This is a genomic window from Rhizobium lusitanum (genome assembly GCF_014189535.1).
Classification (GTDB): Bacteria; Pseudomonadota; Alphaproteobacteria; order Rhizobiales; family Rhizobiaceae; genus Rhizobium; species Rhizobium lusitanum_C.
Map to the genome: position 1 here is coordinate 275,488 of NZ_CP050304.1, position 23,179 is coordinate 298,666.

The 23,179-nt window shown below is 56.8% G+C and carries 19 protein-coding genes and 3 pseudogenes; 8 read left to right on the plus strand and 14 right to left on the minus strand.

The genetic code is table 11. The features are described from left to right. Nucleotides 1-39 precede the first annotated feature (39 nt). The 5 genes from HB780_RS01415 to HB780_RS01435 all read right to left on the minus strand — a co-directional run bounded on the left by HB780_RS01415 (nucleotide 40) and on the right by HB780_RS01435 (nucleotide 6,860). Nucleotides 40-3,165 carry an efflux RND transporter permease subunit gene (locus HB780_RS01415; protein ID WP_183686045.1) on the minus strand — a complete coding sequence of 1,042 codons (3,126 nt, stop codon included), beginning with the start codon at nucleotides 3,163-3,165 and terminating at the stop codon, nucleotides 40-42. Next, complete coding sequence (locus HB780_RS01420) at nucleotides 3,162-4,364, minus strand: efflux RND transporter periplasmic adaptor subunit (protein WP_183686047.1); 1,203 nt, start codon at nucleotides 4,362-4,364, stop codon at nucleotides 3,162-3,164. The genes HB780_RS01415 and HB780_RS01420 overlap by 4 nt, the downstream gene beginning before the upstream one ends. 184 nt (nucleotides 4,365-4,548) lie before the next feature. Continuing rightward, the gene (locus HB780_RS01425) at nucleotides 4,549-5,394 is read right to left on the minus strand and encodes a glycosyltransferase family 25 protein (RefSeq protein WP_183686049.1); all 846 of its coding nucleotides are present in this window, start codon (nucleotides 5,392-5,394) and stop codon (nucleotides 4,549-4,551) included. Between the two features lie 389 nt (nucleotides 5,395-5,783). Continuing rightward, on the minus strand, nucleotides 5,784-6,572 hold the full coding sequence (locus HB780_RS01430; RefSeq protein ID WP_183686051.1) for a COG4705 family protein: 789 nt from the start codon (nucleotides 6,570-6,572) through the stop codon (nucleotides 5,784-5,786). Nucleotides 6,573-6,596: 24 nt separating this feature from the next. Beyond that, entirely contained in the window at nucleotides 6,597-6,860 is a 264-nt protein-coding gene (locus HB780_RS01435; RefSeq protein WP_153370449.1) for a hypothetical protein, read from the minus strand. A 462-nt stretch (nucleotides 6,861-7,322) separates the two neighbouring features. Here HB780_RS01435 and HB780_RS01440 point away from each other — a divergent pair, with 462 nt between their 5' ends. Next, entirely contained in the window at nucleotides 7,323-7,580 is a 258-nt protein-coding gene (locus HB780_RS01440) for a DUF1344 domain-containing protein (RefSeq protein ID WP_183686053.1), read from the plus strand. Between the two features lie 239 nt (nucleotides 7,581-7,819). Beyond that, nucleotides 7,820-8,857, plus strand: a complete 1,038-nt coding sequence (locus HB780_RS33295; RefSeq protein WP_183686055.1) for a response regulator — start codon at nucleotides 7,820-7,822, stop codon at nucleotides 8,855-8,857. A gap of 541 nt (nucleotides 8,858-9,398) precedes the next feature. On the opposite strand, the gene HB780_RS01450 is transcribed toward HB780_RS33295, so the two are convergent. Then, a complete protein-coding gene (locus tag HB780_RS01450; RefSeq protein WP_183686433.1) occupies nucleotides 9,399-10,475 on the minus strand; it encodes a nucleotidyltransferase family protein in 1,077 nt (358 codons plus the stop codon). 587 nt (nucleotides 10,476-11,062) lie between these two features. After that, nucleotides 11,063-11,281 (minus strand): annotated as a pseudogene (locus tag HB780_RS32760) (alpha/beta fold hydrolase); the annotation flags it as partial. 392 nt (nucleotides 11,282-11,673) lie between these two features. Here HB780_RS32760 and HB780_RS01455 point away from each other — a divergent pair. The 3 genes from HB780_RS01455 to HB780_RS01465 all read left to right on the plus strand — a co-directional run bounded on the left by HB780_RS01455 (nucleotide 11,674) and on the right by HB780_RS01465 (nucleotide 13,739). After that, nucleotides 11,674-11,895 (plus strand): hypothetical protein, encoded by a 222-nt coding sequence (locus HB780_RS01455; RefSeq protein WP_183686057.1) that lies wholly within the window; start codon nucleotides 11,674-11,676, stop codon nucleotides 11,893-11,895. Nucleotides 11,896-12,328: 433 nt separating this feature from the next. Continuing rightward, nucleotides 12,329-13,381 carry an HWE histidine kinase domain-containing protein gene (locus HB780_RS01460; RefSeq protein ID WP_183686059.1) on the plus strand — a complete coding sequence of 351 codons (1,053 nt, stop codon included), beginning with the start codon at nucleotides 12,329-12,331 and terminating at the stop codon, nucleotides 13,379-13,381. Further along, the gene (locus tag HB780_RS01465) at nucleotides 13,374-13,739 is read left to right on the plus strand and encodes a response regulator (RefSeq protein WP_183686061.1); all 366 of its coding nucleotides are present in this window, start codon (nucleotides 13,374-13,376) and stop codon (nucleotides 13,737-13,739) included. The genes HB780_RS01460 and HB780_RS01465 overlap by 8 nt, the downstream gene beginning before the upstream one ends. Nucleotides 13,740-13,782: 43 nt before the next feature. Here HB780_RS01465 and HB780_RS01470 read toward each other — a convergent pair whose 3' ends face one another. Continuing rightward, on the minus strand, nucleotides 13,783-14,010 hold the full coding sequence (locus HB780_RS01470; protein ID WP_183686063.1) for a hypothetical protein: 228 nt from the start codon (nucleotides 14,008-14,010) through the stop codon (nucleotides 13,783-13,785). A gap of 161 nt (nucleotides 14,011-14,171) precedes the next feature. Here HB780_RS01470 and HB780_RS01475 point away from each other — a divergent pair. Both HB780_RS01475 and HB780_RS32765 read left to right on the plus strand, forming a co-directional pair. Beyond that, nucleotides 14,172-14,438 (plus strand): annotated as a pseudogene (locus HB780_RS01475) (TniB family NTP-binding protein); the annotation flags it as partial. Between the two features lies 1 nt (nucleotide 14,439). After that, nucleotides 14,440-14,643 (plus strand): annotated as a pseudogene (locus tag HB780_RS32765) (TniQ family protein); the annotation flags it as partial. Nucleotides 14,644-15,623: 980 nt separating this feature from the next. Here the strand turns inward: HB780_RS32765 and HB780_RS01485 are convergent. From HB780_RS01485 to HB780_RS01510, 6 genes are all read right to left on the minus strand, one after another. Continuing rightward, nucleotides 15,624-15,905: a hypothetical protein gene (locus HB780_RS01485; protein ID WP_435693848.1), complete on the minus strand. Its 282-nt coding sequence runs from the start codon at nucleotides 15,903-15,905 to the stop codon at nucleotides 15,624-15,626. A gap of 127 nt (nucleotides 15,906-16,032) precedes the next feature. After that, on the minus strand, nucleotides 16,033-16,293 hold the full coding sequence (locus HB780_RS01490; RefSeq protein ID WP_245513147.1) for a type II toxin-antitoxin system prevent-host-death family antitoxin: 261 nt from the start codon (nucleotides 16,291-16,293) through the stop codon (nucleotides 16,033-16,035). A 573-nt stretch (nucleotides 16,294-16,866) separates the two neighbouring features. Continuing rightward, a complete protein-coding gene (locus HB780_RS01495; protein WP_183686067.1) occupies nucleotides 16,867-17,490 on the minus strand; it encodes a LysE family translocator in 624 nt (207 codons plus the stop codon). Nucleotides 17,491-18,112: 622 nt separating this feature from the next. Beyond that, the gene (locus tag HB780_RS01500) at nucleotides 18,113-18,847 is read right to left on the minus strand and encodes a hypothetical protein (protein ID WP_183686069.1); all 735 of its coding nucleotides are present in this window, start codon (nucleotides 18,845-18,847) and stop codon (nucleotides 18,113-18,115) included. Between the two features lie 187 nt (nucleotides 18,848-19,034). After that, nucleotides 19,035-20,204, minus strand: a complete 1,170-nt coding sequence (locus tag HB780_RS01505) for a helix-turn-helix transcriptional regulator (RefSeq protein WP_183686071.1) — start codon at nucleotides 20,202-20,204, stop codon at nucleotides 19,035-19,037. A 940-nt stretch (nucleotides 20,205-21,144) separates the two neighbouring features. Then, the gene (locus HB780_RS01510; protein ID WP_183686073.1) at nucleotides 21,145-21,762 is read right to left on the minus strand and encodes a CGNR zinc finger domain-containing protein; all 618 of its coding nucleotides are present in this window, start codon (nucleotides 21,760-21,762) and stop codon (nucleotides 21,145-21,147) included. Nucleotides 21,763-21,852: 90 nt separating this feature from the next. Between HB780_RS01510 and HB780_RS01515 the strand changes: the two genes are divergently transcribed. Then, nucleotides 21,853-22,797, plus strand: coding sequence for a DMT family transporter (locus HB780_RS01515; protein WP_183686075.1), 945 nt, complete (start codon nucleotides 21,853-21,855; stop codon nucleotides 22,795-22,797). Nucleotides 22,798-23,179 lie beyond the last annotated feature (382 nt).

Sequence of the window (23,179 nt, forward strand, 5' to 3'; positions counted from 1 at the left end):
ATCCGTAAAGTCTCGGTAGCTCATCGGGAAAAGGCCGATCTATCTCGAATTTGCCGCTTCACGGCCCATGTTGGCACGACGGACCAGCTCATAGGCATGCGAGACGGCATTGGTGCGCGGGCGCGACAGACTGTTGAGCGCCAGATAGACGACGGGGGTGGTGAAGAGGGTAAGGACCTGCGACACGATCAATCCACCGACGATCGCGATCCCGAGCGGAACCCGAAGCTCGGCACCCGCTCCCGTCCCAAGCGCCAGCGGCAAGGCGCCGAGAAGCGCTGCAAGGGTCGTCATCATGATCGGCCGGAAACGAAGCAGACAGGCCTGGCGGATGGCTTCCACCGGCGGCAATCCCTGGTTCCGTTCCGCCTCCAGCGCGAAGTCGATCATCATGATCGCATTCTTCTTGACGATGCCGATCAATAGAATGATGCCGATCATGCCCATGATCGAAAGATCCTGACCGCATAGTCTCAGCGCCACAAGTGCGCCGAGACCGGCGGACGGCAGTGTCGATATGATCGTCAACGGATGAATCGCGCTCTCATAGAGTACGCCGAGAACGATGTAGACGGCGATCACGGCGGCCAGAATGAGCCACGGCTGGCTGCTCAGCGAATCCTGGAAGGCCTGCGCCGTCCCCTGGAAGGAGCCAATGATCGTGATCGGCATGCCGGCGGTCTGCTCGGCGCCATGGATGGCCGTTACCGCGTCGCTGAGGGCAATGCCCGGTTTCAGGTTGAACGACAGCGTCGTTGCGGGCATCGAGCCCTGATGGTTGATCGAGACGGGCATGACGCCGGTCTTCAGCGAACCCAGCAGGCTGAGGGGCACCAGCTTCTGTGTGGTGGCCGACCTGACGTAGAGATGGCCGAGCGCCTCCGGCGACAGTGCAAACCGCGGGTCGAGCTCCATCACCACATGATATTGGCTGACCTGCGTAAACAGCGTTGCCACCTGCCTCTGCCCGAAGGCGTCGTAGAGCGTTTCGTCGATCGCTTCGATGCTGATGCCCAGTCGCGCCGCCGTCGCGCGATCGATGTCCAGTGTGAGGCTGCTTGCAGCCTTCTGCTTGTCCGATATGACATCCTGGAGCTGCGGCAGGGCCGCCAGCGCCTTCGTCATCACCGCTGCCCATTTGTCGAGTTCGGCGGGGTCTGGCCCCTGCAGCGTGTACTGATACTGAGAGGCGGCGGATCGCCCGCCGACCTGAATGTCCTGGCGGACCTGCATGCCGAATGTCAGGCCTTCGAGACCGGAGACCGCCTTCTTCAATCGTGCCATCACCTCAGGCGCCGGGCTTCTCTCGCCGAACGGCTTGAGATTGATCTGCACCTGGCCGACGCTGGCCGACGGGCTGGGGTTGATCCAATAGGCGGTATTGTCGACGGCGGGGTCGGCCATCACGATCTTTCCAAGTGCCTGCATGCGCTCGGACATATTGTCGAACGAGATATCCGTTGCCGCCTGCGCCTGGCCCTGAATGAAGCCGGTATCCTGTTGCGGCAGGAAGCCCTTCGGAACCACCACATAGAGCCACAATGTGGCTCCGAGCGTCGCGATGGTGATGGCCAGTGTGATCAGGCGGTAACGCAGGACGATATCGAGGCCATAGCCATAGCCTCGCGTGCAGGCATCGAAAAACGCTTCGGACCAGCGATAAAGGCGGCCCCGCGGCCGCCCGTGCTCATGCTTGATAAGCCAGGCACAGAGCATCGGCGTAACGGTAAGCGACACCACGCCGGAAATCAGGATGGCGACGCTCACCGTCACCGCGAATTCGCGGAAAAGGCGCCCGACGATGCCACCCATCAGCAGAATGGGAATGAAGACGGCGATCAGCGAGACGGTCATGGAGACGATGGTGAAGCTGACTTCGCCGGCGCCCTCGATGGCGGCCCGCAGTTTGGGCTTTCCCTCTTCGATGTGGCGGACGATGTTTTCGATGACGACGATCGCATCGTCCACAACGAAACCGACAGCGATAGTCAACCCCATCAACGACAGGTTATCCAGACTATAACCCATCAGATACATGACGGCGAAGGTGCCGACCAGCGACAGCGGAATAGTGACGGCCGGAATGAGCGTGGCCCACAGGTTCCGCAAGAAGCAGAAAATAACCATCACGACCAGCGCAATCGTGATGAGCATGGTGATCTGGACGTCACGGATGGAGGCGTCGATGATCTGCGTACGATCACCCACGACCGAGAGCTTGATGCCGGCCGGAAGAGAGGCCTGCAGCATGGGAAGCCGATCCTTGATGGTCCGGATCGTATCCAGCACATTCGAACCGGCCATCTTGTGAACGTCGATCATCACGGACCGGTTCATCTGCAACCACGCTGCCTGGTTCGAGTCCAGCGGGGCCGTCAGCACGGTGCCGATATCCTGGACAAGGATCGGCGCGCCGTTGCGATAGGCGATGACCATCGATTTGTAGGCCGGTACGTCGACGATCTGATCGGTGGCGTCGAGCACCATCGTCCGCCCGCCGCCGGTGACCGATCCTTTCGGCGCGTTCAACGTTTGCTGTCCGATCGCCGTGCGGACATCTTCCATTGTAAGGCCGCGCGAGGCTACCTTGTCGGGATCGAGACGCACCCGGATCGCCGGACGTTCCGGCCCGTGGAAATCCACCAGCCCGACACCGTCCATCTGGGAGATCTGCTGCGCGATGATGTCTTCGGCATAATGGTCGAGTTCGGTCAGCGGCAGCCTGTCCGAGGTCAAGGCCAGGGTCAGGACCGTCGCCTCCGCCGGATTGGCCTTATGAAAGGCTGGCGCGCTTGGGAGATCCTTTGGAAGCTGGCCGCTGGCCGCGCTGATTGCTGCCTGCACATCCTGCGCAGCGCTGTCTATGTTGCGGTTCAAGTCGAACTGCATGGTGACGTTGGTGCGGCCGGAGGAACTAACCGAGGTCATCTGCGACACGCCGGCAATTGTCGAAAGCTGATTTTCCAGTGGCGTTGCGACCGATGTCGCCATGGTGACGGCGCTGGCGCCGGGAAGCGTGGTCTCGATCTGGATCGTCGGGAAATCGACCTGCGGCAACGATGCGACCGGCAGCATCATATAGGCGACGGTGCCAAGAAGCAGAACCCCGAGCGCAAGCAGGCAGGTTCCGATCCTACGCCGGATGAAGATCTCTGAAAGGCTCATTGGCCCTGATCTCCAGCGGCAGCCACATGCGGCGTAGAAGGTCGCGCCTTGACCAGCGTGCCGTCCGTCAATCTCGACTGGCCCGAGATCACCACGTTATCTCCCGGCTTCGGGCCGGATAGAAGAGTCGTCACGCCGGCGGCAACTGGGCCGGTGTTCACCGAGACCGTAGCGACCGTGCTGTCCGGCTTCACTATGAAGACATAGGGACCTGTCTGGCCATTCTGGATGGCGGCGGATGGCACGACCGTCGAGCCTCGATCGGTCCTTAGAATAATACGGGCGCTCACCAGCTCTCCGGGCCAGAGCGCCAGGTCGTCATTGGAAAAGACAGCCTTGAGCTTGACCATGCCGGTGCTCGTATCGACCTGGCTGTCGATGACGGACAATTTGCCGTCGGCCAGATGGCGGACGCCGTCCCGGCTGTCCACCGCAACGGAAAGAGCGCTCTGAGCCTGCCCGGAAACCAGATCGGGCAACTCGTCCTGCGGCAGGGAGAAAAGAACCGCGATCGGCTGCATCTGCGTGATGGTAACAATCCCGGTGGCGTCATTGGCGTGGACGATCGCGCCCTGCTCCGCCTGACGCAGACCTGCGCGGCCGCTGATCGGAGCGGTGACGGAGGCAAAGCTGAGGTTCAGCTTGGCGGTCTCAATCGCAGCCTGCTCTCCGGCGGCCGTCGCCTCCATAACAGCGACTTGCGCCGTGGCGGTATCGGCGGTTTGCGTCGTGCCGCTTCCCGTGGTCGTCAGCTTCTTGGCGCGCGCCTCGTCGATCTTGGCGGCATTGAGCTGAGCGATATCCTTCTGATAGGCGGCCTGCGCCTGGTCGATGGCTGCCTCATAGGGCCGGGGATCGATTTCGGCAATGACGTCGCCCGCCGTGACATTCTGTCCTTCGGTGAAAAGCACCTTCTGCAATTGCCCATCGACCCTGACTTTCACGTCCACCGCCGTGAGCGGCGTGACATATCCGAGGCCGGACCGTTCGATCGGAACATCCTGTGTCGAAACGGATGCGGTTTCGACCGGCACCGATGCAGGAGCGGACGAGCTAGCCTGTGGTGCGGATTGGCTTTTGTTTGCGGGCAATGCGAAGAATATGGCTGCTCCGGCAGCCGCGATGCAGGCAACGGCTCCCAATGCGATCTTACCGCCACCTGATGTCGTGTCGGGCTTTAGAGGATCCGGGCCGTCCATGTTCATTCTCCATTGCCTGGCCGTAAGGGCCATCCTTATGATTTCAAAAAATCTTTCATGTCGCGGCATCGCGTTGGGACGCTGCGGAACATGGCTGGCGGCATTCAAGAGGGTTTGATGCTCCTCCAATCATCATGGCCTCTGATTGCGACAGGCGACTGCGAGAAGAGTAAATATCGCAATGTCATTTCACCAACCTGAAGCGCAGCAGCATTCCTGCCCGAAACAGAAAGCGTGATGCCTCAAACCAGGCACGGTAGGGATAGATACTGAGGCGACGCCACCATGGCAGCCGGTATTGCCGGCGCCCTTGCTGGATCTGAGTCGGGAAATTGGTCATCTGATCTACCGGGGCCGGGATGACGAAAACCGCTCGCAATCCGGCGAAATGCTCAAGGTCATAGGCGATATCGTAGGGCAGCCTCATCGGCACCAGTTTTTCGACCATCCATCTGGCTGCACGCCTGTTGATGATGTAGGCACCGGACCCCTTCTCCCGTGTCAGCGCGACGGCAAGCGACCGCCTCGGCGTAATGTCCAAAAAGGGATATTTTCGGCCGGTGTTGACCGTCGAGAGACGCAGGATGTCCCATGTCGCCGCCGCGTTCAGCGAGGCACGCAGCAGATCGCCGAAATCCTCCGGAAAGGTCAGGTCGTCTTCAAGAATGAGGGCATGTGGTTCGCCCGAGGCGAGGAAACGTCTCGCGCACTCGATATGGCTGAGATAGCAACCCACTTCGGATGGATTTGCCTGCCTTCCATGGCATCTACGATATGCCTGCGCGTCAAATTCCGGGATCGGGAAAGCGATATTCCGACCGGCTATCGCCGATACCCGCTCGAACAGCAGCCCCGCGCGGGACAATTCCTCGCTCATGAACGCGAGACGATCCTCGGCGCGGTCGAGATTGATGAGATAGATCTTCAGCCGAAGGCCGGTTGAATCCAGCTGGATCTCTATAGGAGGGTTTTCGAGGGCAATGTTTTCGAGGGTGGCGGATCTGTTCAGACGAAGGCTGTCAGCGTTCATGATATACTTTCCGCAACCACTCGATTTTTCCTTACACAGGCTCGGCTTCCTCCTCATCTCGGGTGCGGGCGATGAAGGCGGCGGCAGGGCCTCGTGCTTTTATGGGGTGAACATCGCCGGCTTTTTTCCGGAACTTTACGGTTTCGTAAGCCGCGTTTTTTTGCCGTTGCCGAGCCGCTTTACCCGCTGGGGCATCCCGGCTCGAACGGAACGGATAGCCCCGGCTTTCGGGTCATGGTCGTTTTTCCGGTACCCAGACAGGCGCTGACGCGTCTGATCCATCTCTTGAGTAACGTTGAAACCGCGGCGAATAAATTCGCGGGGGTGACGGATGCCCGTTTACGCTGTCAGGGCTACGAGGGGACAACAGCGTATAACCGAGCGACTCGTCAGATCTCCCCGTGCGCGTCGAGTTCCTCATCATCAGGTTCTTGAGCAGCGATCATGTAGATCACCAGACAGATGATAGTAGACAGGAAGAGCAGGCTGGTAACGATCGTGCCGAAACCGAGCCCGCCATATTCGGGCGGCTGCGATAGCAGATCACCGAAGGAGGCACCGAGTGGCCGCGTCAGGATATACGCAAGCCAGAAGGCCAGGATGGCGTTCAGCTTGAAGACATAATAGGCGACAGCGATCACGACAATGATGCCTCCGAAGAGGCGACCCGTGGTGAGATAGCCGAGCGCGAAGACTTCCGCCACCAGGTCGCCCACCGCCGTTCCGAGAGCGAAGGTGAAAAGGATGGCCAGCCAATAGAAGGCTTCCCTAGGTGTCGTGAAGATGGAGTGGATCGACAGCGTCTTCTCGGCCGCGTACCAGACCGCGAAAGTCACGGCGAGCGCGATGGTGAAACCGATGGCAGTCGTCTGGAGTGCGACACCGAAATTATCGACGAGATTGTCGGTCACCAACGTACCAACGATGCTGATCAGAACAACGGCTGCCCAATAATAGGGTGGGATATAGCGCCTTTGCGCGAACTGAAGCACCAGGGCAACGATCAGCACCGCGGCCATCAGCAGGGATGTGGCGGTCAGGCCGAGACCGAGATTGACCGCAAGATAGTCCGCGGCCGTCTCACCCATGGTCACGGCCATCAGCTTGATCAACCAGAACTCGACGGTGACCTCGGGGACCCGGTTCCATTGAACCGGGTCCGTTTGAATTTGTGTCATAGGATGTCTCCCGTTCGCTGGGGTTTATTTGCCCATGATCTTCATCGCGTCGGCCAGAAACTTGTCCGAGCGGACGTCGTCATCGGCATTGCAGCGCTCAATGGCCTTGGCTTCGAGGTCGTTGACCTTGGCCATGTCGGCGTCACTGAGCTTGGCCGTTGCCTTGGCGGCACGCATGGTCTTCAGCGTATCCTCGCAAGGGGCGGCCGCTGCGGCATGGGCCTGGGGGACGATGGATCCAAGGCTTGCGATGGCGGTGATAAACGTGGCGGCGATAAGCTTTTTCATCGGAGATTCCTTCGTTTTGTCGCAGGGCAATCATCGAGGCCGGCGGCCCGGTCGATCAGCCGGCAATATCGTTCTTGCCGGTGGGCTAACGATCTAGCCCAGTGCTCCTACAACGGCCTTGCCGTCAGGATACGATTTCGTAAGGTTCCAAATGCCGAAGGTCGTGCCGATACCAGCGGGCTCTGATGTTGTCGCTTCGCAGCAAGATTTCTGATCCAACCGGCGCAGGATTACGGTGAAAAAGCAGACCGTTGCCTGCAGTCGACGGCTGCATGACGGCGTGTCCGGTTTCGTGGGGTTACGCATCCGTATGATCCAGGCAATCTGCCAGAGAATTAGCTCGTTTAGCTTGGGCTGGTCACCTCGGCATGCCCATCAAGATTAAGCGCGCGAGGTGCCGGCTTTGCCGTTGACACCGGTGAGGTCCTTGTTGAAACCATCAACTCTAACAGGATCAAGAAGATGAAAAGATCAGTCATCATCGCCGCAGTCATCGTTGCGGTCGCATCGTCGACGGGGGCCCTTGCTCAGGGCCTTACCGGTACGATCAAGAGTGTCGACAGGAAAGCCGACACGATCACGCTGATGAGCGGGAAAGTGCTGAAACTGCCGGAGCAGATCGAAGTGGAACGCTTCAGGGCTGGCGAGAAGGTCAAGGTCCACTACTTCACCTCGAAAACCGGCAGAGCGACGGTATCAAGCATCCATACCCAGATGTAGGACAGCCTACCTTGATCAGCATGGTCTCTTGAGCCGCAATAAGCTGAGGGGGCTTTGCTGATCCCGGATGATCGCTGCTGTCTTGATGCCCGGCATCCTTCGTGAACCCTGCCCCCAGTTGCGCGCGCCACAAAGATAAGCCTTTAGTTACTTTAGTATAATATAATTCAACATATAATTCAGGTGCATGTCAGCAAAGAACGACATGGATCACGCAGGTCTGCGAGCTGGGGATAGACGTGCGAATACTATTAGTCGAGGATGATGCGATCTTGGGGAATGCCTTGCGCGATCATGTCGCCGCCCAAGGCTGGGACATCGACTGGGTGGGCGATATCCAGGCGGCAACGCGTACGATGGATACGACCTCCTATTCCTTGATCCTTCTCGACCCTGGCTTGCCTGACGGATGCGGGCTGGAACTGCTGGAGCGTTTACGGACACGTTCAAGCGCGACATCCGCGATCATTATCTCAGCCGGCAATCACGTCGCCGATAGACAGAAGAGCCGCCAACTCGGCGCGGCCGACTATCTGGTTAAGCCGTTTGGCCTTGGCGAACTGACCGCCCGTATCAGGACCGTCCTCAGCATCGACTGTCCGCCATCTGCAGCGATCGCTCCTGCGGTCGGCACTGCTCTCTGTCCAACGGAAGATCCCGTTGTCACGCCGACGGCGAAGGCGAACACAAGATGGCATTGGCTGCGATCACGCAAAGCGAGACTAGGCGGCCTGCTGACCGCAATGCTGGCCGCACCGGCCGTGGCATTCGGCATCTATCTCGCGGTGCTGCATTGGGATGGCAATTTTCATGCCGTCATCCCAGGTGAACTCTATCGCTCCGCTCAACTTTCGCCGACGCAGATCGAGACTTACGTGCGCGAGAACGGCATTCGCTCGATCGTCAATCTGCGTGGCGAGAACGTCAAACATGATTGGTACAATCAGGAGGTCAAAACGGCGCAGCGCCTGGGGGTCGAACATATCGACTTCAAAATGTCAGCGCGGAAAATCATGACGCCCGACAGGGCCGATCAGCTGGTCGATATCCTGCGCGCGGCCCCGAAGCCCATCCTCATCCACTGTCAGGCAGGCGCGGACAGAACCGGTCTTGTCGCCGTTATATACAGCCAGAAAATTGCCGGCATGGATGCAAAGGCGGCCGCACAGCAGCTTTCCATCGCGTATGGCCATCTCGGCATCCCCTATCTGTCGAAAACATATGCGATGGACGAAAGCCTGCAGAATTTGCAGAAGCATTTCAGCCAATATGATTGAAACATTGGTGGCTGTCTCGGCGGCGATGATCGAACGCGACAACCGACCGCGCCTACGATATGCTTCCCCTGATCACCTTGGGCTTTATCTCGCCGCTCCCGAAAGCCTCTAGATGAGTTGTTCAATGCCTTAATTCTCTGTTCTGGCTGCATTGGGTGCAGAACGGACAGGGTTATTCTTCGATGCTTTTTCACACCTCCAAGCACAAAAGCTCGGCTTGATCGTCCTTACCGCGAATGTGAGCGATTTTGACTACTTGCTGCAATTGATGTCTGGTTCTAGGGTTTTGCCCTATCGGGTATCGAGGGCGATCAACCTGTCGTAGTCGGCAACTATAGCACTTATGATTTCCATAACGAATCCAATGCAATCGCGTGGTGCGAGGCGTTTTTTAAAAATCCGCTCGCCGTCCGATCCTCGGAGTGATCGAAGGCGGGAGATCGGCCGAGCAGCCGAGGACGTCGAAGTTCGGCTAAATCGGCGGCATGATTGAAAGTGATTGGCGGCGTTACCGATCATCGGCGGCCTCCCGATCGATCGGCTATGAGGTTACCCGCTTGCCAAGTTCATCTATCGATACGCCTATGGCGGCCGCCAGTGCCTTCTTCCCATTGTCGGGCATTATCGCCAGCCCGGAAATGATCGACTCCTGCCAAGACTTCCCTCGCTCCCATGCTTCACCGTAGGCATCGGCAATGATATCGCTCTGTCGCGTCTCCAACAGGGCTTCGAAGAGCAATGAAGCCTGCAGGAGGTCCTTATCCCGCTTTGCCCTCCCGAGCGCGTCTGTGAGTCGCCTAGAGGCCACGATAACCTTGTGGACGGCATACCTCTCGGGAGCCGGGACGAGGACATTCACGCCTTCCCGGTGCAGCAGGACGGTCCTCACAGGCTCGTAGATCAGGTAGTCCAGGAATCGCAGGTTTTCCGCCGACGCGCCGCCGAGGGCGGGCATGGGCGACGGCTTCCTTGTATGTTCATCCGATCCCCGGTTACCCGTCAGGAATTCCACACGGTAGCCCTTGCTGTTCACGAAGGCGACGACCTTTGCCTTGTCGACCTGGTGCGGAACCGCACGGAATGTTTTGTCGATGGATTGCAGGATATCCAGAACAGGCGGCAGGCTATCCCCGACCTCCGAGCTGATCGCGAAGTCTTGCGCAAAATCCGCATCCCCGGTTTGCATCGCTGTCGATGGCAGCCGAACGCCGAGCAGGCCCCCGTAGCAGCCGAAAGCCACCGAGCCGATCAGGACTGCCCGCAGACGGAAGAGACCCGCATTCGCAAGAGCTTTCGTGATGTCGCCAGCAAAGGCATCCGGCCCATCCAGCCCTCCGCGCTTGAGCGTTCCAACCATGCGCCTACGCTCGCGGAGATCGTCTTTGATCTCCTTGTGGGCGTTCACCCGCGCCGTGATCTCCGCGTCGCTGTGAGGTCCCACATAGCGCCGCTTGTCGCCCTCGGGAGTAGGGAGGTCGAAATACCAGTAGTCCTTGCTCTTGACCGGAACCGTGACGAAACGGCCCTCAAGGGGGAAGTCGGAGACAAACTGTCCGTCGAACGAACGCTGCGCCAGCTCCGCGAACATCGTGCGGTATGTGATATCGATCTGTCTCATGCCTTGCTCTTCCTTCGCGGGTGCCACGGCCTCTTTCTTGGCCTTCAGCCCGGCCATTGCCTTCTCGAATCTCGCCCGCCGTTCCCCGAGGAAATCCTTCATACTAATTGCGGGCATCCATCGGTTATAATGTTCTGGAAAAAACATTATAACCGATGGATGCCCCTAGTCAATGAATCACTAGTTATAACATTGTTGATGAAACATTATAACGCCACGGAGAACCTCTACTGTCGCATGGAAGCGTGTTCACCGTTTGTCATTCATGATTTTCGTTTGCCCTATGTATTTTTAGGCAAGACCAGACGGGTTGAGCATGAGCGCCTCGATAGGATTCGAACTTCGGGCTCCGTCATTCCACCGAACCAACGAGCTTCCGACGAACGCCGCAAGTGGTGCTCTTGAGCAGATATGAACTCGCGATGTTCGTTGGGGGCGCGATATGACGGATTGGGAATCGGAGCTTTTGGCATTTTTGCTTTTGAGATTGCGGGCGTGTCAAGCCGACGTGAAAGAGATGATGAACATGGCGGTTTTTCGGTTCTCCCGCCATGGCCAACGAAACGGCGGACGAGCACCCCACCTATCCGATGGCCACTGCTTTGCGGGGGCTGAAACGAACGACCGAAACCTCGTAAATCCGGACATACGACCGCGAGAAACGGAACCAGCAGATCTGCGACTTGCCCCACGTCTATGAGTGCGGGGATGACCATGCAGCAGAAGAATTGGCGGGCCGGCCTCCTAGGCACCCGAAGCTCTCCTGGCCCAACGTCGATCATTTCTAATTGGAAGCCGCTGAACATGCGTCCTCCTCGGTCTCCGGTGCGAATATGGACCAGAAGTATTTCATACTATTTCTGCTACTGGAACCTTTGCCACAGCGAAGAGTTTTCCGATATGGAGGAAAATTCTATGGCCAACAATTTGAATAAACCAAATCTAGATCTCAGAACTACGCCATATGTACGCCGCTCTTCTTGGCCGTCGTCGATCGCTATATTAGCGGTTGTTGCCGTCGCCGCGCTGGCATGGAACTTTTGGCCGTACGCAAACTCACCTTACACGAGCCCGAAAGAGTCTAGAATTCCGGCTGCCCAGCAGACCACGACACAGCCACCGGCAACGACAACGCCGTCCGCAATGGCGCCTGCTCAGCAGTAGAGAAGGCCCGTCAGCGATAGAGGAGGATGAACCCATGGCAAAGCATAACGAACCGCCGGCCTTGAGCGCAACGGATGCGAAGCAAGCCGACACACGCGATACCGGCGCCTATGGGCGCGGCACAAAGGCCGGCAAAGAGAAGAACCCGGCAGATGGCAACCCCTATCCCGAAGGCAGCGGCGCCGCAAAGTCGTTTGAGCACGGACAGCTAGACGCCCAAAAGGTCAGAAGCAGCGACAAGCCGCCGGGACGATAGGCGGCGGCGAACCGACTCAAGTTTCGAACATCGAAATCTTCGGGTTCCTCTGGCTTGATCCCATGTTGGAGGACGTGATGGCGTGATCGGCTGATCCATTCGACAGCATATCAACAGATCATGCTGTCGAATGGAACCAAACCCGTCGCTGGCAGTTGAGTCAAGTTGGAGCGCACTATGAACAACGCACCGTGCTTGTAAGCGCGATGGAGGTGATCAGTTGCTCCCAGGAGACGCAAATGGATACCACCACGCTTCTCATCATCGTTGTTGTAGTTCTACTGATCGGCGGCGGCGGCTGGTTCGGCCGGGGGCGCTGGTACTAGTGATGACCTTGCGACGCGGATAAATGTTCGCTGGTGGCAGAGCTTCACACAGTATACAATAAAATTGTCTGGCTGCGGCCCGCCAAACGACGGGACAGGGTCAGCAGATGACAGACATAATCGCCAAATCTGATAGTCAGAAAACCGCCGAAGCTGAGGTCGACAGCTTTCGGATGGACTTGGGTCCTTTTGTCGTCGCCGCTGAAACCACCCGAATGGCGATGGTTTTTACGGACGCGAAAGAAGCCGACAATCCAATCATTTTTGTCAACGACGCCTTTCTCGATTTGACCGGCTACGCTCGGGAAGAGGTGCTCGGACAGAGCTTCAACTTTCTAATGGCGCGCGGCACCGATCCAGATTCACTGGCGCGCATTGAAGCAGCATTTGCAGGCACCGTCGGCGGTTCGGAAATTTCCTATCGCCGTAAGAATGGCAGCCTGTTCTGGTCGGCAGTCCTTATCAGCCCGGTTCGAAACGAAAGCGGCGGTGTCGTGCAGCATTTCGCCTCCTTTGTCGATCTCACCGATCATAAGCGAGAGCAAGCCCAATCCCGCATGCTGATCGACGAATTGAACCATCGCGTCAAAAATACGCTTGCGACTGTACAGTCGATTGTCTGGCAAGCCCTGCGAAATGCGTCTGACATCGAGGTGATCCGGGAAGCCATCGAATCACGCCTCTTTGCCCTATCTCGGTCTCATGACCTATTGACCCGCGAGAATTGGGAGGGCGCGGGATTGCTCGATCTGGTCAAAGCGGCGCTGGAGCCGTTTGGGATTGGAAATGGGCGGTCAGAACACTTTATCATCACGGGCAGGAATATCCGTGTCTCACCGAAGGTTGCGCTGGCCCTCGGCATCGCGTTCCACGAACTTGCGACCAATGCCGTGAAATACGGCGCATTTTCCAACAGAGCCGGGTCGGTCATGATCTCATGGACGATTGAGCCGTCGCCGGAAGGCAAGCGGCTTCACTTGCGATGGCAGGAGAAGGATGGCCCGCCCGTAACATATCCCTCACGGAAAGGATTCGGCTCCCGCGTGATTGAGCGCGGCCTGGCTCATGAACTGGAAGGCACGGTTGATCTCGATTATCGGCCGGAGGGCATCGTCTGCACGATCAACTTTCTCGCATCGAACGGCGTTCTCGATGGATAAATTGCTATCTGGTCGGCGCGTACTCGTTGTCGAGGATGAAATGCTGGTCCTCATCATGATCGAAGACATGTTGGCAGACCTTGGATGTGCATCGGTGACCGGCGCCGCCACGATCAATCAGGCCATCGCCTTGATTGAATCTCAAGGTTTCGATGCCGCCATGCTGGATATGAACTTGAACGGCAATATGACTTATCTTGTGGCTGATGCGCTCGCGACGCATGGTGTGCCGTTCGCCTTCTCGACAGGCTACAGCGGTGACGACATCCGTGATGGTTATCGCGACCGGCCCGTTCTGAGGAAGCCGTTTATGGACAAGGATTTGGTCGAGATCTTTACGCACCTTCTCTCGGGCTGATTGACGCTGCTGGCGTGCCTTTCTTGATGCCGCGCACGAGGCTTCATTTCGGGACGCCGTGTGCCGGCCCTTCATCCTTGACGTCACGCGGCGTGGGTGTGGGGATGACGCCATGGTCCGGGTTGTGCACATCCTGTGCCTTCGAACCATCCGCACCCGTTGACTTGCGATCACGGCTCGAACGTCTGGTGTCTCGCAGGGTCGTTGCCTCATCGATGAGAGAGGTCAGTTCCTCAACTGAAAAATCGGACAGGTCAAAATTCTCGGTCATGACAATCTCCTAAATGGCTTGGTTCTCCCATGGTAAACGCGCGACTTCGTGAAACGACCCAATGACGGGAAGAAATACTGAAAGGGCCGGAGCGAAGGCATAGGGCTGGCGGCGTAAGCAGGGTCCCACTTACAAAAGGAACAGAAACATAAACCCCGCTGTTCACGCTGAGCCGCTGGGCCGCAAATGAGCAATTCGAAATGTTGGTCGCCCTCATCCTGCGCAACACGCCACTGCGCCATCCATCGGTGTTAACTGCAAAATCATTGCGGCGGATACTGCAGATCACCGAGGGCATCACCGCCAACATCTTCCACATAATCAACTCACTGGCTATCGAGGCAATCGAAAGCGGAGGAGAGCGGATTACCGATGATGCCATTGAGAAATGGGAGCCGGAATTTGACGCCGAAGCAGCGTTCGCATGAGATGGGAATATTCGCACGGCAATTGCCGGTAAGGCTGGCTCCCTGCGCCGATGAACTTCTGTCGTCGTGGATCATTCGGCACGCCGCATTCTACGAAATCCCTCCCCTGGCCATGCTTCGGCATTGCCTTCCAGAGGCGCTATCATTGCGCGCGGCCGATTTAGATCTCAACGAAGGTCAGGTCGTCCGCATAGCTTGTATGTTCTCGATCGAGCCAACTACGGTTCGCCGTATGACCTTGTCGAATATTCCGCAATCGTCACGACGACTAATTGCCGGCGAGCCTCGGCAATCATGCTGCGGCTGTCGTCCGAATATCGAGGGGTCGCACATCATTCTTCGAAGCCAATTTCTCGGCTGGCGGATCACCTGCCCGCTTTGTGGGGGCCTCCTGCAGAGCATTGGCGCGCGTGACCGCCCCTCTCCCTTCAGTCGCTACCACCATGCTGCGCTGACAGGAGAGCGGATACTCGACGACGAGGCCGAGCGCTGTGTCCAAGCCTGGGTGTCGCCAAGTGAGATTGCCCGCCTCCTGCTGATGCGGCGCGTTCCAAAGCCTCTTCCCGATCATTACGAACCGTCAGGCTATAGAGGGCTCGGCGTCATCATTCCTGATCTCGATGAAGTCCCCAAGATGGAAACTGGCGAACTTCCGACCCCAGCAAGTCCGATCTTGCCACTACACTTGCGCGGCTCTTTTAGCTGGTGTGGCCATCGTCCAGCGCGCCGGGCCGGAGATGCTTTACATGCTGCGTGGCCATTTGATGGGCGAAAACAAAGCCCGTTTCGGCAACGCTATAGAAGACGTTGTGGACTGCGCGCGTCAATCGCGGACGTCTTCGCAGTTACACTTAATCTGAGATTCTCGGTCCACAGAATCTCAAATAAACTGCCAATTACGAAAAATATGGCCGCATTCTCACGGTTAAGTGCCAAACGACACGGGTTTTCGGGAGTTCTCGACGCACACGGAGCGGAACAAGGGCAGCCGCAGGAGCTTCAACATGGTGGCCCCCAAGGGGAAGCGGGACTGACTGCCCCCGCACCTTGCGTTCCGCTTTTCATGGGCGAGTGGGGAGTTCCGAGGGAGGAGGGCCATAAGCCCCTTGTTCCAGCCAGCACACCGCTCGATGCGGTCAAAGGCTGGAGGCGGCATACCGCCACCTCAGATGCGCGGGCATCGCTTCATTCGGTACGGCTTATTCTGGCATTAGCGCTTGCCAGAAACGGCTTGAAGGCTGCGGCGATCTTCGCAAGAAAGCCCTTGCTGAACGATCCCAGCACTTCCGCATTCGGATCGAAGTAGAATGAGGCTTCCGCCAGATCGTGATTGAATTCCGACACGGTGATCCAAGCATCTTTCCATTCACGAATGCCGGCGCGGCGGCATTCGAGCTGTGGAATCTCCAAGGCTGTCTGGTCAGAGCGAGGCGGCGTTCCCGAAATGGCCAGCAGAATGAGGTTCATCTGATTCCCCTTGGGAATCGCAAGAACCATGCAAACGGGGCGGCTTTTTCGCCCTTCCGTTTCTCCTTTGTCGCGTTGCCACGCCCAGAGATAGGGGTATCGGATTACGGAACCATTGGCCGGGACGTCAGCCATTGGCATCCCGCCCTTCCTCTATCAGCCGGTCAAGCTCGGGAAGGATCATTGCCGCGAGATCTGCGGGAGCTTCGTTCGGACCATAAACCCGGCGCAGATCACCTCGGCTTTTCAAAGCTTCAAATTCGTCGTAGGTCATAAGGACATATCTTGGTTTGCGATGCTGCGTGATCGCGACGGGCTGGCGGTCTGCCGCCATGGTCACCGTCTTGATGTCTCGCAGCAATTCGACGGTCGAGAATTTTTCCATCATCACGCTTCCTTCAATTAATACGAAATATACAATTTATTTGACTATTTCGCAAGCCCGGGAAGCACTGCTACGTGCAATCGTGCTTGTAGCGGCAGGTCTCGAAAAGCTTGACGATGATTTTGAGGCGGGGATTGTTCATAGGATGACCTGAAGGCTGGATTGATCCGCGAAGCGGCTTTCTGGTCCTACGTGTGAATCGGCTCCGAACATTCACCCCGCTGACATCCGCGACAACCATTTGGAAACGCAGTGAAAAATAAGAAATTAAGTGGGGTTATCCCCGAGCCGGCGGCAATCATGCTTTGGCGCATAATTGCGTAATAGGATCAATATGTTGGGTTCCATCCTCAGGGGGTCAAACTTCGGAGCCGCTTCACACTCCAAGCAAAAGAGGATAGTCCCTAGACAGCTCCCCTACCCCCTCGCTCAAGGTCGAAAACTGCTAGCGTAGGCTTCAGCCAATCAACACGGCTACGGCTGGTTGCTTGAAGGGCGGGGACCGCAAAAACCCCAGCTATCAAGATATTCGGACGGCGCGAGGACAGTCATCGTAGGATGACTGGATACAAACACTTACGGAAGAGAAGACAATAGTGTCGTTAACCCAAGAAATAGAAATGTAGCTGCAAAGAGTAGGTCGAAACGATCGAGGTGACGCCCCGAAAGTGATCGCAGCCTGACATTTGATGCCATCACAGCGATGATGGTAAACCAGCTTGCCGCAACTGCGAAAATCACACCGGCGCAAACAAAGGTCAAGAATGAGGAGGAGGCGACAAGGTGGGAAGACGCGAAGAACATTGCAGTGACGGGATTGGCCATCGCCGTGAAGAAAGCCATCCTGAAATAACCCGATGTTGGTTCTGCGGCCGTTGAATGCGTCCACTGGGTCACCACGCGCGTACGGCTCAAGGATTTGATAGAGAGATAAACGAGATAACTGCCGAAGAATACCGCGCCTAGCCGTTTCGTTGTATCGCTTACGGGCAGGAGACCAGTACAGAGCGTTACTGCAAGATAAAGAAGACATGCGCCGAACGCGACGCCAAGCGCCGCTGCAATCGCATGGGTGCGCTGCGAGCGCAGCCCTGCGGCGGAAACGATCATGAAATTCGGCCCGGGTGAAATAGCCAGCAAAAGATAGGACAGGCCGAAGGAAATCAGATGTCCGGCGGGACTTTCGAAACCGTCAAGCATGATGCCATGTCCATTCCATGCAACGGTTTGCAACACCTGGGCCTAGCGTGATCGTGTTTGCCAGCCTGGCAGCCCTCATGCCAGGCTGGCAACACGGTTGCGCGCCGATACCTTCAGAAAACGGCGCGCCCGACCGTGATGCGAGCCCCTTGCTGGCCCGCATCCTTTGAAATCGAGGATTTCGTAAAAGCGGCGTCCCTCGCCAAGCCGTGGCACGCATCACGTTCGCAAGATCCGCCATATCCACCCGCCCCGGTTGCCCCAGCCTTACGGGAGAATATTCACCCTAGCCGTGCATTTTCTTCCTGACATTTCCAACCTTTCAGATTTCTTCGGGGTTGCCGTCCTCCATTTGGTGGATGCTTCACGACGAGGTGACATTGTGAAAGTGGTCCAGTTTTTCTGTTGGTTTTTCGGTCGAGCAGATTGTCGCCGTGTTGAAGCAGGCTGAGCTTGGTTTGGCGCTCCGTGGGGACAAATAGCGAATACGGTTAAACAAAGAATCTGCCCCAATATGCCAATTGCGGCATCCACTCAAAGCCTAAGAACGTTAATGAGATGAGGCCACGCAATCTACAAAACGGGCCTCTCCCCGTCTTGACACAAAGATAGGAAGCGGAAGTTAGTGGTGCGCCACCACTTTCCAAACAACCGAAATCCCCTCATCGTCAAGCGCTAGGCCAATTTCTCGCGTAATTTCAGCCGTGGTTTCAGCGCGAAAATGCTTCTTCTGCGTAGCATTTAACGCCGCGTTCAGTTTGTCGGCCAGATCCCTCAATACGGGATCAAACACTGGCGAAGCTTCTGCAACTTTCGGGAAATAATTACTTTCGGAGATGTCTTTATAACGGTTCACAGAGGCGACGGTAACAAAGCAGCCCATTCCAGCCCCTCCGCATTCAACCGTACCACCGCGTCTTCTGTAGGAGTACCACGTCCCATCTGACCCGTTTTCCGACTCGATCTGCAAATATGCTTTAACTTCCTCAGGCTCCATGCTGCCTAAAGGTGTCAAGGAGCTACGATCAACTAAGTCTTCCAGGCGCTCGTTGTCGGAAACGTCTCTCTTCCAGACGGGCAAATAGCCGTTCGATGTTTGTAAAAAGCCAATCTCGAGGACTGCGTCGCGCTTCTTCTGAGCTTTCTCGCTCGCTTCTGTCGAAGCGACGAGCTCATTCATCTGGTTCGTTAGATCAGAAAGATCCTTATCGTAGTATTCATCAGCCTCTGCAGGGTGGATGAAATAAGCTCTTCGATTGTTCCCGATGATATCCACTATCTTCGGGGTTATGCAATTAGTTCCGCCAGGGTGGCACCAAAAAATGCCGCTGCCCTCGCTCCCGAATTTCTTAGCCATGCTTCGCCTCCAACATTCACACCAACTGATCAATCTAACGAACTGTTCCCTGTCCTCTGCAACAAAACGTCCCTCCGAAGAAACGTCTGCAAACAAAGAGGATGTGTTGTGCATTGGTAAAAGAAACTACCGAAGGCGAGTAGTTCTCAATTGATGAGGGTGAATTGCGATTTTACGGTCGCGAACATCATCTGCCAATGCGAGTCGCCATCTCGATGGATTTTAGCAGCGCTACTAACTCGCCTTGGTGATGAAGACCGGTCTTGTTATAGATAGCAGCTAGGTATGTGCGAGCCGAGCCATATGAAACGCCACAAGCTACGGCGGCCTCCCGCAATGTTGCGCCATTCCCAAGTCGTAAGGCAAGGCGTGCTTGAGCAGGCGGCAGGCCGAATAAGCGTATTAGGAGTGGTATGAGATCGACGTCATATGGCTTATCCAGCGGTTGGATTGATACGAGGGCCAACTCCCAAGGCGCGTTATCGATCTCTTCGGCTGGCACCGGATTGGCGCTTACTAAGAAACGTGGCCCGTGCTGCTTATCCTGATAAGTATCTAAGATGATCATCGCGTTGGTTTGCTTCGCCAGTGAAGGCGCGAGTGCTTCGCCAACAAGTTCCACCAGCGTGGTCCGGAATGGTGACACCGAGGGCGCTGACCTTTGGTTGCGGAAGGTCAAGGGTCTTTCTAGGGAAGACAGAAGTTGCTCTGCCGCCGTGTTGGCACGAATAACACGGCCTTTTCTGTCCGCGACCAGCATCGCGACGCCTGTTTTGCTGGCCATCGCCGTATCTATCGTACGGCGGCGCAAGATGCTATCAAGCGAGCCGGCCCGTCGCAGATGCGGCAGGAGTAAGCTCAGGAGGTGTTTCTCACGATCCGAGAATACTTGCTGGCCGACGGCTCGGTGAATACAGATGGATTTTCGCACATTGTGTGTGTGGTCGAATTCAAACACGCAGCGCATGTCAAGATCGAGGTCGCGCGGCTTCATCCATTCATTCCACACTTGCCCTTGTCGAAACCTTTCGAGATCGACGATCTCTTCAAGGCGTGCGATCGACGAACCGCGCCCAGCGAAGAAGGACAGGTAGGGGTGTTGGGAGCTCCCCCTTGTGGTAAAGGCATCGACAAAACGGGCGGTACCCATATCTTGATCGTCTATTGAGGCGTTCACATGCTGGACGGATGTCACCGCACCACAATCAGTGATGGCTTCGAATATGCAAACCCGAGATGCATGGAACAATGCGCTGAGCGATTCCAATGCGGCATGCCAGGCTGTACGCGACCACGCTGCAGCATAGAGCGTTTCGAGGAAAGACAGAGTCTCGTTTTCTGCAGTGAAGGCTGTCACCTCATTGTCTCCCAAAGTAGCCCACTGAATATGATTAAGGGGCACGGATAGACGGTAGCGAGATCAAAAAACGAATAATGGTAACGCCTGTAAAATTATCCCTTAATTATACGTTGGAGTTGCCGACTGGTTTCCGTCCACGAGAGCGAGAACAAGAGTAATTTGAAGCCTGACGCCCTTGGCCGTTACGAGGCAAGAATACATAGCACTACAACATTCAGTCTACATAGGCGTTATAAAATTTCAATTCCTGGAGAATCTTGTGAACCGGCTCCGAACAATGACCCCATTGTAATCCCCTGCGACAATTTGAAATTGATAGAAAAATCGGAACATCAATGGGGCGATGGGCAACGCCGGTACGATCGCCACTTTCTTCAAAAAACAGAATATATTTCAATGACCGAAGCCTCTTCTCAGCGGGGTCATCCTTAGATTGTTGATTATCGCAAGAATTTGATCCACTTTTTCATTTCGGAGGGGCCTGCCCACCCCGCGAGAAAATGTTCTCGGTCAACACCATAAATATAATTAGGTGGTACAACGCGAAATGAAAAACTGGCGCAAATCGAGCTGAAACTCAACACACAACAGACGGAGGTCGCCATCGGCTGCGCCGTCCTCAACCGAATGCTGGCATGCGCACGCCCGAAGTCCGTCCGGCGCAACGCAGCCACCGCATAAACAGCGGTATCAAAGAATGAAGTCCGAAAACTCTCGGATCCCTGCACCAACGCTGCTCGAGACTGGATATGGAGAGCGTTGCCGAACGTATCGGCTTCTCCTCGGCGCGCCAGTTCCGACGGGCGTGGAGCCGTCTGCACGACACGCCGCCGGGCCGCGCTCGAACGGACCTGTAAATGCCTTGGAGGACAGCCTCAGGCTCAATATCTCCGGTCGTGTAAATGTTTTGAAGGGTTGGTAGTAGCTGAGTGCCGTTTCAATCCGCTTGCACAGCCCGGAATTTGCGTACCCTGGCATGCGATCCGCAGGTCTTGTCGGAGCACCACCGCCGGTGACCGCCACGAGACTGGTCCAGAAAAAGCCAGCCGCAATTTGGACCTTGGCACGCTCGCACAGGGCGGCGTTCGTCTTGCGACGTTAGCAGCTCGGCGGCTGACTGAGCGACACGGTTGCAAATCGTATCCAAGTCTTTGGCGTCCGCACGGCGCCACTCGATATTTCCGGCAATGCGGCTCAGTGTTTGTTGCGACAGTGAACGTCGGGCCATGTCGGCAACGAGATCGAGATCGTCCTGGCTGATCGGGCTTTCATCAACTTCAGACAGGAACAGGCGGCATAGCGCCTCCCGCAATTTCTTGGCCCTGCCTAGTTCGTCCGCAGCTGCAGAGGCCGATTTGCCAGCCTTGAAGAGCAAGATGTCGCGCTCCCAGTTGTCGATCAGATCGAGGCGCCGAGCCCAAGCCACGAGGTCGTCGTAGCTATTCAGGAAATCCGGACCCCAACGCACCCCGCGGCTGTCGACGGTGTTGACGAAGTCGAGCGCCGGATGGCCACCAAGAAGGCTGATATCGTTGATCGTCTTTTGCATGTTCATCGCTTCAATATCGTTCTGTGGAACGATTTGGACAAGAGTGAGTTGTAACGATATAAATATATATTACCCGTTACATGAATCGGAAACCACATGCTCGCCGGCGTCAACAAAAATCAGCTACGCTTCCTGATGTTATGCGCAATCTGGGGAAGCACCTGGATCGGAACCAAGGCAGGCATCGATGCCGTGCCGCCTCTCCTGTTTGCCGGCACACGATTTACTGCTGCTGGCGTGTTGCTCCTTCTTTACGCCTCGACAAGAGACGAAAGAGCTAAGTTCAAGATCCAAGACGGCTTTCGTTTCGCCGCCGTCAGCACCCTGATGATCACGCTGTGCTATGGCCCGCTGTTTTGGGGCATGCAATATATCGATTCGGGGACTGCTGCCGTTCTGGAAATGTCGCTCACCCCGATCGCGCTCCTCGTTTTCGCGCTCCTTCTCAACGAGGAAAAGTTGGATGTGCGAAGGATTCTTGCGATCGCTCTGGGGGTCTCCGGACTGATCGTCCTGTTCTGGCCGACCTCTCCAAATACGAGTTCGCCTACGCCCGAAGCGTTCTCTCGAGCGAGCCTCTGGGGTGGCCTGGCAGTCGCGTCCGCGGCGTTCACTTATGGCTACGGCTCAGTGCTTGCCCGTCCACTCCTGCGAACCTATCCGGCCTTGTTCGTCGCAGGCGTGACGACACTCGTCGGCGGCATTGTGCTCCTGATCGCCGCCATGGCTTTTGAGCCGGGGGCTATTTCCGCTCTCTCCGGCAATTGGGGCACGGTCGCCTGGCTGGGTTGGTTCTTCCTTGTAATCTTTGGCTCGCTGATCGGCTACACGACCTACATGCGCCTGCTGCGGGACATTGGCGCATCCCGCGCCGGCAGTTATGCTTTCGTATCGCCCGTGATCGCCGTCGCCCTGGGCGCTGCTTTCTTCGCAGAACAGGTCACCGTGACGGATGTGATTGGCATCATCGTCATGCTGAGTGGCGCCTATCTTGCCATGTCAGGTGTGCCGACGATCCAACCGGCCACCGTCGAAACCTGAACGCGATTCCGAGTCGGAGAGGAGAGTTGTACTATGGAATCCGGCTGGCGACACCCGATCAGGACGACGTCCTGATCGGGCACTAACTGGCGATCTGTTTGGCCCCGAAGGCCCCCCTTTCGTCGCTCAACACCGAAGAGAGCGGGCAAGAGCCGCAGCTCGATCTTGGACTTTGAACCAGCCGGCCCTGAAACGAAAAAGCCCGCCGCGGGAGGAGGTGCGGCAGGCTTTCCGAAAAGAACCGAACAGCAGCTGGGAGGAGGAGTGCTGCCGTTCCCGCAGGCGACCTTGGGAGGAGGATAAGGCGCCTGCATCATCGAAGCTCTGCGGGAGGAGGTGCATCGCTTCGATGAACACCAAGATACTCGTTCTCGCCGCACAT